The sequence below is a fragment of the Planctomycetia bacterium genome (assembly GCA_034440135.1).
GTDB lineage: Bacteria > Planctomycetota > Planctomycetia > Pirellulales > JALHLM01 > JALHLM01.
Genome location: JAWXBP010000005.1, coordinates 1 through 12,832 on the forward strand (window position 1 = coordinate 1; position 12,832 = coordinate 12,832).

The 12,832-nt window shown below is 60.4% G+C and carries 12 protein-coding genes; 9 read left to right on the forward strand and 3 right to left on the reverse strand.

Annotated elements, in window-relative coordinates:
• The 5 genes from SGJ19_00150 to SGJ19_00170 form a co-directional block, all read left to right on the forward strand.
• The coding region (locus tag SGJ19_00150) for a hypothetical protein (GenBank protein ID MDZ4778644.1) at positions 1 to 600 on the forward strand (600 nt) is incomplete at its 5' end.
• 224 nt (positions 601 to 824) lie between these two features.
• Positions 825 to 1,736: a VWA domain-containing protein gene (locus SGJ19_00155; protein ID MDZ4778645.1), complete on the forward strand. Its 912-nt coding sequence runs from the start codon at positions 825 to 827 to the stop codon at positions 1,734 to 1,736.
• Positions 1,737 to 1,972: 236 nt separating this feature from the next.
• Positions 1,973 to 3,523, forward strand: coding sequence for an OmpA family protein (locus SGJ19_00160; protein ID MDZ4778646.1), 1,551 nt, complete (start codon positions 1,973 to 1,975; stop codon positions 3,521 to 3,523).
• Positions 3,524 to 3,605: 82 nt separating this feature from the next.
• Positions 3,606 to 3,875 carry a hypothetical protein gene (locus SGJ19_00165; GenBank protein MDZ4778647.1) on the forward strand — a complete coding sequence of 90 codons (270 nt, stop codon included), beginning with the start codon at positions 3,606 to 3,608 and terminating at the stop codon, positions 3,873 to 3,875.
• Positions 3,872 to 4,306, forward strand: coding sequence for a TA system VapC family ribonuclease toxin (locus SGJ19_00170; GenBank protein MDZ4778648.1), 435 nt, complete (start codon positions 3,872 to 3,874; stop codon positions 4,304 to 4,306). Before SGJ19_00165 ends, SGJ19_00170 begins: the two co-directional genes overlap by 4 nt.
• A 144-nt stretch (positions 4,307 to 4,450) precedes the next feature.
• Here SGJ19_00170 and clpX read toward each other — a convergent pair whose 3' ends face one another.
• Both clpX and SGJ19_00180 read right to left on the reverse strand, forming a co-directional pair.
• Entirely contained in the window at positions 4,451 to 5,740 is a 1,290-nt protein-coding gene (gene clpX / locus SGJ19_00175; protein ID MDZ4778649.1) for an ATP-dependent Clp protease ATP-binding subunit ClpX, read from the reverse strand.
• Positions 5,741 to 6,141: 401 nt separating this feature from the next.
• Positions 6,142 to 6,405 carry a hypothetical protein gene (locus SGJ19_00180; protein MDZ4778650.1) on the reverse strand — a complete coding sequence of 88 codons (264 nt, stop codon included), beginning with the start codon at positions 6,403 to 6,405 and terminating at the stop codon, positions 6,142 to 6,144.
• A 974-nt stretch (positions 6,406 to 7,379) separates the two neighbouring features.
• On the opposite strand from SGJ19_00180, the gene SGJ19_00185 reads away from it, so the two are divergent.
• The gene (locus SGJ19_00185) at positions 7,380 to 8,843 is read left to right on the forward strand and encodes a DUF1501 domain-containing protein (protein ID MDZ4778651.1); all 1,464 of its coding nucleotides are present in this window, start codon (positions 7,380 to 7,382) and stop codon (positions 8,841 to 8,843) included.
• Between the two features lie 134 nt (positions 8,844 to 8,977).
• Here SGJ19_00185 and SGJ19_00190 read toward each other — a convergent pair whose 3' ends face one another.
• Positions 8,978 to 10,231 carry a PQQ-binding-like beta-propeller repeat protein gene (locus tag SGJ19_00190; protein ID MDZ4778652.1) on the reverse strand — a complete coding sequence of 418 codons (1,254 nt, stop codon included), beginning with the start codon at positions 10,229 to 10,231 and terminating at the stop codon, positions 8,978 to 8,980.
• A 223-nt stretch (positions 10,232 to 10,454) separates the two neighbouring features.
• On the opposite strand from SGJ19_00190, the gene SGJ19_00195 reads away from it, so the two are divergent.
• The 3 genes from SGJ19_00195 (at position 10,455) to lexA (ending at position 12,504) form a co-directional block, all read left to right on the forward strand.
• Positions 10,455 to 10,784, forward strand: coding sequence for a cupin domain-containing protein (locus SGJ19_00195; protein MDZ4778653.1), 330 nt, complete (start codon positions 10,455 to 10,457; stop codon positions 10,782 to 10,784).
• A 138-nt stretch (positions 10,785 to 10,922) separates the two neighbouring features.
• A complete protein-coding gene (locus tag SGJ19_00200; protein ID MDZ4778654.1) occupies positions 10,923 to 11,558 on the forward strand; it encodes a hypothetical protein in 636 nt (211 codons plus the stop codon).
• Between the two features lie 337 nt (positions 11,559 to 11,895).
• Entirely contained in the window at positions 11,896 to 12,504 is a 609-nt protein-coding gene (gene lexA, locus SGJ19_00205; GenBank protein MDZ4778655.1) for a transcriptional repressor LexA, read from the forward strand.
• Positions 12,505 to 12,832 lie beyond the last annotated feature (328 nt).

Genomic DNA, 12,832 nt, shown 5'->3' on the forward strand with positions numbered 1-12,832 from the left:
GATTTACTTACCGACGATGGCCGCACGATCGTCAGCTTCACCATCAACTTTCAACCGAACCAAGACTCTTTCCCGCCCGAGGTTTATGGCGCCGACTTTCAACGCGCGTTGGAAGCCGCGTCCACCTATGGCAATGCGGTGATGTCGATCCGCGGGCACGCCGATCCCACGAAAGTGCTGGCCGACTTTGTCCGCGCCGGCATGGCAAAAGGGCTAATTCAACGCACCGGGCAAACCGGCAATTATCGCTACTCCCTGCAAAACAAGCCGCTCAACCTGGAATCGACCGCCGAAATCGTCAAACTGCTGGAACGCGGCACGTTCGACGGGACCGATCCCAATCCGCGTGAAACCATGCAAGCAGCGCTCAATCTTTCGCTCGGTCGGGCGAATTCCGTGCGCGACGCGCTCATTCAATACGGCAAGGCGCAAGGCATCCGTTTCGACGAAAGCCAATTCCAGCCCGTCGGCGCCGGCGTTCGCGAACCGAGAGTTCCGCGGCCCAAGAACCTCGACCAGGCGAAAGAAAACATGCGCGTCGAATTCCGCGTGTTAAAGGTCTCCGCCGAAGCGCTCCAACAAGGTGATTTTGACTTCTAGTTGCACGGGCAAAAACCCCTGTTGTGGCACGGTCAGTCAGTTGTGGCACGGTCTCCCGACCGTGACACGTTGCGACCAGCAAGGTGTGGAGACCTTCGGTCGAGCCGGTGACACGGTCGGGAGACCGTGCCACAACCTGAGTGAGCGTGCCACAACCTGATTCTTACTGGGAGGGCAGAGCGCTGAATGTTCTTCGGATTGCCATCGCGATCGTCTGTCTTTCCGTGTCCGCCTGGGCTGCCGCACAGGAAACTGCGCCGAGCGACTCAAAGCTCGGTCGCGATCATGTCGTGATCCTGCTCGATGCCTCTGGCTCGATGCGCGACACCATGTCGAGTTCCAATGCATCGCGCATGGACGTGGCGAAGACTGCGCTCGCCAAGGTCGTCGATCGCATTGATCCGAACGCCGAAGTCGGACTACTGGTCTTCTCCGACATCGACGGCGCGAATGGCTGGCTCTACGATCTCGCGCCGCTCGATCGACCGCGGCTGCTGGAAGCGGTCGATCGCTGCCAGGCGTCCGGCGGTACGCCGCTGGGCGAGTACCTCAAGCTCGCGGCGGATCGACTGTTGCAAGCCCGACAAGCGCAACGCGGCTATGGCACCTATCGCCTCCTCGTCGTCACCGACGGCGAAGCCAACGATCCCGAATTGCTCGGTGCGTACCTGCCTGACGTCTTGTCTCGTGGTGTGACGATCGACTGCATCGGCGTCGACATGCTCCAAGAACATGCCCTGGCAAAACAAGTTCATAGCTATCGCAGTGCTGACGACCCGGCCGCCCTCGAACAAGCCATGGCCGCCGCGCTCGGCGAAGTTGGCGCAGCCGACGCCTCGGACGATGCTTCGACTGTGCAATACGAACTCGCCGCGGCGCTGCCGGAAGAAGCGGCCGTCGCCATCCTGGATAGCCTGACCACGCCGGTCAACGTGCCCATCGGCGAAGGGGCCGCCGCCCGCTCGCCCGAGGAAGTCCTCGCGCAAGATGGCGCCATCTACGGCAACCCACCAGCCAACGCCAGCGATTGGGCGGGGCTGGGCGGACTCTGCGTTTGCTTCATCGTGATCGTGGTGATGATGGTGTTTCTCGTCGTGGCCGTAGCCCGCGCCGCCGGTCGCAATCGCCGGAGGTAGAGTACCGAGGAGCTAAACCGCGAAATGCGCGAAACATCGCGAAAGTGAATGGGCGGACGAGAGTTGAATGCCAAGCGCGTAGAATTGCTCACGAATGAATTCAAGCATCGAATCGAAGATGTCATGAAAAGCGATCAGTGCCCGAGAATCCCTCCCCAATTTTCGCGCCTTTTCGCGCCTTTCGCGGTTCCCTCCGAGATTTGTCACGCCGCCTTATCTATTGAGGATCGTTCCCCGTGAGCCAGGGTATTTCCGGAAAAGTTCTCGGCGCGGTCGTGATTTGGTTGGTGCTGCTGGGCATTTGCGCCGTGGTCTATAAATTCGTCTTCGCGCCGCGCGGCCGAGAAGTAGTGGTGCAGCAATCAGGGTCGACGCCCGTACACGACACCGAAATCATGGTAGCCCTCGATTCCTTCTCCGGGTACTGCGTGTTGCGCTCACCAGCGTTTCGGCGCGAACTCGACGCTCAGGCCATCGGCCTGAACCTGGTCGACGACCAAGCCAACTACGGCCAGCGGATCCAAACCCTGCGGAGCGGCGAAACGCCTTTCGCTGTCTTCACGGTGGACGCGCTCCTCACGGCCAGCGCGCGGCTCGGCGAGACGCCCGGAACGATCGTGATGGTCATCGACGAATCCAACGGCGCCGACGCCATGGTCGCCTACAAGCAAGGCGTGCCGAACCTCAACGCGCTCGACAAACCCGACGCCCGGTTCGTCGTCACGCGAGATTCCCCCAGTGAAACGCTCGCCCGCGTCGTGATGGCCAGTTTTCGCTTGCCGCAACTACCGGCTTCGCCCTGGATCGACGCCCAAGGCGCGGAGGACGTGCTGCGTCAATTTCAGGCTGCCAAACCGGACGATCCCCGGGCCTATGTGATGTGGGAACCACACGTCTCCCGCGCACTCGAAACGCCCGGCGCGCATATTTTGATCGATAGCTCGAAGTTTCAAAGCAAGATCGTCGACGTGCTAGTCATCCAACGCGCGTATCTGCTGGAAAACGAGCCGCTCGTGAAGAAAGTCATCGAAGCCTATCGCCGCGCCGCCTACGAATTGGAACGCCAGCCCGGCGGGATGGCCAAGGCCGTTCGCGACGACGCCGAACAGCAGCGAGCGCCGCTCTCCGAGGCCCAGGCCAAGCAACTCGCCGCCAAGATTCTCTGGAAGAACACGCAGGAGAACTACGCCCACTTCGGCGTCCTCGCTGGCGAGGCCTCGCGCGGCCTGCAACCGCTGGATGAAATCATGCGCGGTATCGTGGCGGTCCTTCAAAAAACCGGCGGCCTCGAAACTGATCCCACCGGCGGCCAGCCCCATCAGTGGTACTACGATAAGATCGCCCGCGCGATGCTCGACGAGCATTTCCACCCCGGCCTGATCGTCGGCGGAGCGGATGAAACGATTCGCGGCCAACGCACGGCTGAAGAACTGACCGACCCGCAATGGAACGGGCTCACCGAAATCGGCACGTTGGAAGTGGAGCCGCTTGTCTTCGCCCGCGGCACGTCGCAACTCACACCGCAAAGCAAGCTCGTGCTAGATCGCCTCGCCGAAACGCTCAAGAGTTTTCCGTCGTATTACGTGATCGTCCGCGGCAACGCCCGCCGCGAAGGCGACCCGACGGCGAACAAGCAACTCGCCGAAGCCCGCGCGAAAGAAGCGGCTGCGCACTTGTTGAACGCCGGCATCGCCACGACACGCATCCGCGCGCTCGGCAGCGAGCCCATGCCGACCGGCGGCGAAGCGCAGACGGTAAAGTTTGTACTTGGCCAGCGGCCGTTTTGACGCTCGGAACCGATTGCAGAGTCAGCCTACCGCTCTCAAGGCACTTTTTTGACGCCAAGCCGAACAATGGTATGATGTCAATATGCGTATTTCTGTGCAACTAGAAGAGACCCTGATTCAGAAGCTGAAACTGCTCGCCTTGAGCGAAGGCGTGCCTCTGGGACAGTTGGTAAATCGCATGCTGCGCGGCGCCGTAGAGACAGGGCCTGAGCCCAATGCGCCCAATTCCAAGCGATTCGAACAGCGGACGTTTTCGATGGGCAGGCCCAAGTTACCCTTGGACCATGCGAATGCATTGGCCGCTGCCCTGGAAGATGAGGAAGTCATTCGCAAGCTCGCTCAAGGCAAATGAAACTCATCGATTCGAACATCTTGCTTTACTTGGTTAATAGGGACGCTCCCGAACATGCGGCGATTCGTAATTGGTGGCAAGAAGCCCTTGCGGAAGAAGTATCGATAGGACTTTCTTGGCTTGGTGTATTGAGCTTTCTACGCATCGCCACGCATCCGAGAGTATTCGACCATCCCCTCAGCGTCAACGACGCGTTGCAACAGATGGACGAATGGTTGAGCCTACCAAACGTCAGAATTGTCAAAGAAGACGTTCAGCACTCGGCGATCATGAGTGAATTGCTTGCGGCAGTGGGCGTGGGCGGAAATCTCGTAAGCGACGCCCATCTCGCCGCACTCGCGATATCCCGCAGCGCGGTGCTCTATTCTTGCGACAATGACTTTGCACGCTTCCCGAAACTTCACTGGATAAACCCGCTGTTGCCCCAGTAAGAGTGACGTGGCCCTGTTCCACTGCGAATAAAGCACCCTGAAAAAAACCGCGAGCCCCGCGCCGGAATAAATCCTGCGCGGGGCTCGCTCCTAGCGTGCGCGTGACTGAACCTCCGGGGACGTTGCCGTGCCCGGGCTTGAAGGTCACGCGCTTTTGTGTTTCGCTTCGGTCAACGGAAACAATTGCTGCCGGCCTTCGACCACGTCTTTGGAGATGTGGTAGATGCCGCCCGGGCCGTGGTCCGGCAATTCGAACATGATGTCGAGCATCACGTGCTCGATGATCGAACGCAAACCACGGGCGCCGGTCTCGCGTTGCTTGGCCTTCTCGGCAATCGTCTTGAGCGCTTCGTCGGTGAAATGCAATTCGCACTCCTCCATCTCGAAGAGCTTTTGATATTGCTTGATGAGCGCGTTCTTCGGCTCGCGTAACACGCGGACCAACGCGTCGGTATCGAGCGGCATCAGCGAGCTGATCACCGGCAACCGGCCGACCAACTCCGGAATCATGCCGAACTCAAGGATGTCGTCGCTGGTGACTTGCGCCAACAGTTCCGCGTATTGCAGATCCTCGCTCTCGGTCTTGTCCGGTTGGCCGAAGCCAATCGAACGGCGGCCGACGCGCTTCCCAATGATCTTGTCGAGCCCGACGAACGTCCCGCCCACGATGAACAGGATGTTCGAGGTGTCCATCTGGATGTACTGCTGCTCGGGATGCTTGCGGCCCCCTTGCGGCGGCACGTTCGCGACCGTTCCTTCGAGCATCTTCAACAAGGCCTGTTGAACGCCTTCGCCGGACACGTCCCGCGTGATCGAAACGTTCTGGCTGGTCTTGCCGATCTTGTCGATCTCGTCGATGTACAGCACGCCGCGCTGGGCCGATTCCAGATCGAAGTCGGCCGCGTGAAGTAACTTCAGCAACAAGTTCTCCACGTCTTCGCCGACGTAACCGGCTTCGGTCAACGTCGTCGCGTCGCCGATGGCGAACGGCACGTTCAAGATCTTGGCCAACGTCCGGGCCAGGAGCGTCTTGCCGCAGCCGGTGGGGCCGAGCAGGAGGATGTTCGACTTCTCAATGTCGACATCGCCCCCTTCGGCGCCCGACATGAGCCGCTTGTAGTGATTGTGAACCGCGACGGCCAACACGCGCTTGGCGTGCGACTGCCCGATCACGTATTCGTCGAGTTGGTTGACGATCTCGCGAGGCGCCGGAACCTTGGTGAAGAGCTGTTTCGTCGTGCCGCGACGGCGCCGTTCCTGGTCCAGAATCGACTGGCACAGTTCGATGCATTCGCCACAGATGTAAACGTCTCCCGGACCTTCCACCAGAGGACCGACATCGCGGTAACTCTTACGGCAAAAGGAACAGAACGCGTTCTTCTTCGTGGTTCCGCTACCCCGGCGTGCGCCGGTACCTTCCCTACCTGCGGGCATGACGACTCCTTTTCGAGTCCCGACACTCCGCGCCACCGGAGTTTCGGGCGAGATCCAAGGTGTGCGCTCGAATGGGCCAGCTCGCGTTCTTTACTGTGGCCTAAGGGGCAATCCCTATCCGCACCTGTTTCGAGCCGTGGAAGCAACTCTACTGATCGACCTGCAATCTGCTCGAGTCTTCGCGGGCCGGGTCAACTCCGAGTGAACCCGATCGTGTCGCTCGATGCACTACTATACGGATGTATCGAATCTTGGTTCTGTTGAATTCTTGGTTCGCGTCGGCACCCTAAGCGTCGACCAGCGGACACCCCCCGCTTTACCTGACAACGGGTCGCATCTCCCAACTGGAAACTCTGTCACGCTGCGATCGTCAGACCCAGCCGAGTTTGACTTTTCTCGTCCTAAGACGCCTTGCCGTGGTCCTTTAGCTCTTTTTCCAACTGGTCTCCGAGCAGCGTCTTAATGTTTCGGAATTCCTGTTCGCTGAGCTCACCCTGGCTGCGCAAATCACGGAAATCCGACATCATTTCGCTGGCGCCGGACGCGGTTTCCTTCAATTCCCTGCGGACTCTCAGGACGACGTAAACGCCCCCTGAGCTACACGCCGCAAAACAGACCGCGAGGGCCCAATGCCACCACGGCAAATCGAGCGCCGTCCAATTCATCCGACCACGTTTCCTGTTCCGCATGCGCGCCGGCGTCTGGCCAAGCCCGAGAACCCGAGGACTTTCCCCAGCTTCCCCGCCGCGCGACGCCTGTCGCTGCCTCGCCATTATTATGTTCGCCGGCTTCCACGGAGTCCAGAATTCCGTCGAAAAGAGCGAACAAACGCGCTACGGGTTTTACACTGCCGGGGCCGGCAGAGTTGCGTCGGGGCCGCGAATCTATTTCAAAATGGAGACTTCGAAGACGACCCCGCCCCTCCCGCCGCCTGCTAGACTCAGGGGATGGGCGCAACCAAGAAACGATGGCTTCGGTTTGGGCTGAAACCCTTATTCGTTCTAGTCACTGTTTGCGCCGTTGCGTCGCTTGCCTATATCTGCCTGCCAAACTCAGTAACCGAAAAAGAGTTGCGATCCCTTAGAAGGGGAATGACCAGAGCTGAGGTGCGACATGCACTCGGCGATCCTGATCGGGTCTCGGTCCGCGAGAAGCAAGAAGAAAGCTGGCTGTACGGTCACTCTGGGTTAGTTATATTCAGGAAGGGACAGCTGAAATACGTGGCCATGCCTAGGCCGAACGCTGGTAAGAAACCGAGACGGGCCAATGGACGACAACCCGTACAGGTCGCCGGAGACGAGGGGAGCCGGCCAGAAGCTCCCGGACGGCATCAGGGATCGGTTGGTGCCCTATAGCTCGGTCGTTTACCTCTTCGTGCTGTTGGTGGGCGGCATGCTCTTTATCGAGGGCGGTGGTCAACCAACTCCCCAGCTGGTAGTCGCTCTCATATTTCTTGTGACCCCGCCTATTGTCGTTCTTAACTGGCTTGTATGGAAGCGATTTTGGCGGCAATAGCCCAGCAACACACTATTAGGACACTACCGCCGCCCGGAAATGATTGACGCCAGGGCACTTATCTTCCTATATTGTGGGAACGTATCAATCCGCTCCGATCGTTCCTGGCGGGAGGTCTGATTCCATGCTGGTCATTCCAGGTCGCACGAGCCGAGACACTTGTGATGGTGTCACGCGCCGCGAACTACTGCGAGTCGGCGGCTCCGCGATGCTCGGCCTGAGCCTCGCTCAGATCCTGCAGTTGCGTCAGGCGCAGGGGAACGAATCGACGGCCGCGGCCGCCCCAGGCTGGAATCGCGCCAAGAGCGTGATCCTGCTGTACTTGCAGGGCGGACCGAGCCACCTGGACCTCTGGGATCCCAAAGACAACGTCCCGGACAATGTCCGCAGCATCTTCACGCGGATCCCGACCAAAGTGCCGGGAATGGACGTCACGGAGTTGATGCCCAAGTTCGCCCAAATCACCGACAAGCTGACGCTCATTCGCACCGTCAGTTACACGCCGGTCGGCTTGTTCAACCACACGGCCGCGATGTACCAGATGCTGACCGGTTACACGACCGACAAGGTCAGTGCGTCGGGGCAGTTGGAACCGCCGAGTCCGAAGGATTTCCCCAACGTCGGCTCGAACATCATCAAGTTCAAGCCGCCCGAGCAGCCGATGCTGCCGTTCGTGATGATGCCGCGCCCGTTGCAAGAGAGCGGCGTCGTCGGCAAGGCAGGCACCGCCGGGTTCCTGGGCCGCGCGTACGACCCGTACTTGCTGTACCCGCCCGGCGACGACATGGACATGACCAAGATGGACGACCTGAAGGTCGACGACTTGCAGTTGCGTCCCGAAATGTCCAGTTCCCGGCTCGAGCACCGCGCGCGCCTCCGCGAACTGATCGCGGCCGGCATGCCGGATTTGGAAAAGGCCACGGCGAAGTACGATCTCAACGAATACTACGAGAAGGCGCTCGGCCTGGTCATCTCCGGCCGCGCCCGCGACGCCTTCAACCTGCGGGCCGAAACCGACGCCACGCGCGATATGTACGGCCGCAACACCTTCGGCCAGAGTTGCCTGCTGGCTCGCCGCTTGATCGAGGCCGGCACGCGGTTCGTTGAAGTGAACTGGCCTAAGGTCGCCAATTCGGACAACCACAGTTGGGATACGCACAGCGATCTCTCGAAGCGGCTTAAGAATCAAGCCGCGCCGATGTTCGACGGGGCGCTCTCGGCGTTGATCGCCGATTTGGACGAGCGTGGGTTGCTGGACGAAACCCTGGTTCTCGCGGTCGGCGAGTTCGGCCGCAGCCCCAAGCGCGGCGTGAGCACCTCCGGCAACCAGAACAGCGACGACGGCCGCGACCACTGGCCGTACTGTTATACCTGCGCCATTGCCGGCGCCGGCATCAAGCGCGGCTACTTGCACGGCCAATCGGACGCCACCGGCAGCGCGCCGCTGACCGCGCCGGTCCATCCAATGGAATTGTTGGCGACGATCTACCACGCCGTGGGCATCAATCCCACGACGATCGTCTACAACCACCTCAATCAGCCGCGCGAACTGGTCAAAGCCGAAGCGCTTTCGTCGCTGTTTGCATAACTGTTGACGACGTTCAACGTAAAAAGTCAGGCCCGCCGTGTTCTTCACGGCGGGCCTGTTTTGCAGGGTAGATCGTTCTTCGGCGTGCCGCTATGAACTATCACCTTCACCGTCCGGCTCGCACCCGGCCCGCCCTACCGCGCGATATCGAATGACCAGAGCGAGGTCGCGTCGCGCAAGTACAGCCGGCCATTCGCGACCACCGGATAGGCCCAGGCTTTCGCGTCGCCGCGGTCCGGTTGGTTTGGCGGCGTGAAGCGACCGTGCTCCTTGTAACCTTCGACGGAAGGTTCGATCAGCGCCGCCTCGCCGGTCTCGCCGTGCAGATAAATCCGCCCGTCGGCAAGACAGATCGATCCGGTCCCAATGCCGCGTTCTTGCCATTTCACTTCGCCCGTAGCGAAGTCCACGCACATCATGCCGGCGCCGCTCGTGCCATAGAGCTGGTCGCCCAACTTGAGGGCGCCGCCAATCGCAGCCGGCAGGCCCTTCTGGAAGTACACTTCCTCGGCTTTCAGCGCGCCGTCCGCTTCCACGAGTTTCACCAACCCGCTGCCGCTGCGGCTCGCGGCGCTGTACACGAAGTTGTCCGAAACGATCGGCGTCGGGATATTCGCTGGGCTCCCCTCGGCCGTACGCGCGTACCGCCACAGCGGCGTCCCGGTGGCGGCGTCGAGGCCCACAAGTCCCTTTTGCACGAATTGGATGTATTGTTTGCCCGAGGGTCCACCGTTGGCGATGATCGCCGACGCATACGCCGCCTCATCGGCTTCCGGCAATGCGGCTTTCCAGATTGCTTCGCCGGTGCGTTTGTCGAGCGCCAGCACCGTTGCCGTGGCCCCACCCGGCGTGCAGATCAACGTGTCGCCGTCCACCAGCGGCGATTCGGAATACGCCCACTGCCCCGGCATGCCGCCGAAATCCGCGCGGAGTTGTTGCTTCCAGACCTCGCTTCCGGAGGCGGTCTCCAGGCAGGTCAGATCGCCATCCGAACCGAGGACGTAGAGCATGTCCCCGTCGACCGTGGGCGTCGAACGCGAGCCCGGATATTGTGGTCCGCGGTTCGGGCCTACTTTGCCAATCGTGACCGTCCACACCACGCTGCCATCGGCGACCGACCGCGCCTGGACGAACTCATTGTCCGTTCCCTCGTTGCCCATAACATACAACCGGTCGCCCACCACGGCAGGCGTGGAATACCCGGCGCCGACGTCGTTCACTTGCCAGACCAGTTTCGGTCCCTCGGCGGGCCAAGCTTGCAACAGTCCCGTTTCGGCCGAGATGGCATCGCGATGCGGTCCGCGCCACTGCGGCCAATCATCTGCCCAAGTCACAAGCGGCGACAAAGCGACAAGCATGACGGCGAACAACGGGCGCAAATGATTCATGGGGCACCTGATGCGGGATGCGAACAGCGATTGGTTCAATCGCCCGAATTGTAGCAAAGCCTCCGCCACCTGCCACCAAGTAGCCGTCCTGTCCCTTGGACCAACTTGTGGGAGGCGACTCGGCCGCCAATGAATTGGGCCCTGCTTTGCCGGCCACGAATGATTACATTCGAGCCGAGCCAGTCCGGTCGATTCGTCCATCAGTTTCTTCGCGCAGTCCCCCATGTCCCAATACTTCATCGACAAATCCGCCTGCCGCCAGCTGACGCCGTTTCCGGGCGTGGAAATGTACGCGTCCACTGGCGAAACGATGACCGTCTCGCTCGTGGAAATGGCGCCGGGGGCGATCATCCCAGTGCATCAGCATCCGCATGAGCAAGTGGGCATGATTATTTCCGGTTCGGCGGAGTTCACCATCGGCGGCGAAATCAAACGCGTCGGTCCCGGCGATCGCTATCAGATTCCCGGAAATGTCCCACACGCCATCACGGCCCTTGATGAACGGGTCAGCGCGCTCGACGTGTTCTATCCGATTCGCGAGGAGTACCAGTAGTCCGGGGACGACTTGCCGCGCGCGGCACCAAACCAAGTGAAATCTCGGTCCCAAGTCGATTGCCAGCGCGCTCCTTTGCCTGTAGTTTAACGTAGTTACACGCTTCGCCTATGCTGCCTGTTTCCAGGGAGACCTCCCATGTCGGACATCGACGGCCTCATCAATCGCATCGACGCCGAATTCGCCGCGCTTGATTCCCGCCGCAAGCAGATGCAGGAGGAGCGGATCGAACAATACCACGAGCGCGAACAGCGCGTCGAAAAGTTCGAACAGCTCTTGAATCAGTTGCGGGACGTCTGGCGTCCGAGGCTCGAGGCGCTGGCCAAACGCTTTGGCGATCACGTCAAGGTGTCGCCGGCCGTCTCGCCAGGTCATCGCCAGGCGACGTTTCAGTTTCAATCGCCGTTGGCGCGGATCAATCTGCGGTTCTCGGCCGCGCCGGACGCCGAGGTCAAGAAAATCCAATTGAATTACGACCTGGAAATCTTGCCGATCCTGATGCAATTCGATAAACACGCGGAGATTTCTTTCCCGCTCGACCAAGTCGACGCCGCCGCGATGACGCAATGGCTGGACGATCGCATCCTGTCCTTCGTGAAGACCTATCTCGCGTTGCATGAGAACGAGTACTACCTGAAAGACTTCATGGTCGAGGACCCAATCGCGCACGTGCGATTCCCCAAGTTCGCCGCAGGCGCCAAGTTGGAACGCGACGGCGTGACGCACTATTTTGTCAGCGAAGAGACCTGCCAAGAGTTTGCCAAGCAGGCGTAGGCGCGATCCACCGTCGTCCGCCGACGGACCAAGGTCGCGGCCCGGGATTCGTTCCCGAATTGCGCCGCCAAGCGTCGCGTCACATTTTTGACGTTCAATTCTCGGCGGCCGATTGGTAACGCCGGGCTTGAAATAACGGCCTTTTGGGCGGCAATCGCCAAGCTCAGCGGCCGTTTTTCGGTTAAATCCGGCGCCTTCCGCTAAGAATTCTGGCGTCTCCACCGTAAACGACCGATCATCGGTGTACGGATGCTATTGACTCTGTACACGCGTATATTATACTTCAATGGTCCGTCGTAGTTCGCGCCGGCGACCCATCGTTTAAGGAGATTCTGTTGTGGCCAACTTCGAAAAGCTGACGGAGCGACAGCGCGAGGTTTACGAATTCATCCGCGAACGCATCCGCTCGCGCGGTTACGGGCCCACGGTGCGAGAAATCGGTCAGAATTTCAATATCAGCTCTCCGAACGGCGTGATGTGCCACCTTAAGGCGCTGGAAAAGAAGGGGCTGATCCATCGCGAGCCCAATATGTCGCGCGCGATCATGCTGGCCACCGAATCGGTGGATGGCTCCTCGCGCGGGCTTCCGCTCGCCGGACGAATCGCGGCAGGCGTATTGCACGAGGCGGTCGAGCAGAACGAGATCATCGATTTTTCCGAGATGTTCAGCGCTGACGGTATGTTCGTGCTCAAGGTCTCCGGAGATTCGATGATCGAGGACCAGATCGCCGACGGCGATTACGTCGTGATCCACAAGCAGGACACGGCCACGAAGGGGCAAATCGTGGTCGCGCTTACGGACGAGAATGAAGCCACGCTCAAACGCTGGTATCCCGAAGGGAACCGGATTCGCCTGCAGCCCGCGAATTCTTCGATGAAGCCGATTTACGTGAAGAATGCCCGCGTTCTCGGTACGGTCGTCGGCGTAGTCCGCAAACTCGGTTAATGTTCGCGGTCGCTTAGCGACGTAAAATCCGCATTCGCCGGTTCGGCGGACCTACGCGTCGGCGCCCGTGCTTGCTCCAGCGCATGGGAGGCGCTGGTCGATACTGGAAATGGTGCAACATCGCGCCATTTCAGGCCCAACGAGCGGGAATCGCTCCATGGGAGTCATCGGCCATGCCATTTCCGCCAGCGCCAGTTCCAGGAAAAACGGGCTCCTTGCTGAGCTTCAAGAATCTCAAGAAGCTGCGGTGGGCGGCGCTCGTGGCGCCAGCGCTAGGCGGGCCTTACGCCTATTTTGAGAGCGGCGAGATCTCGGGCGACGTCTCGGA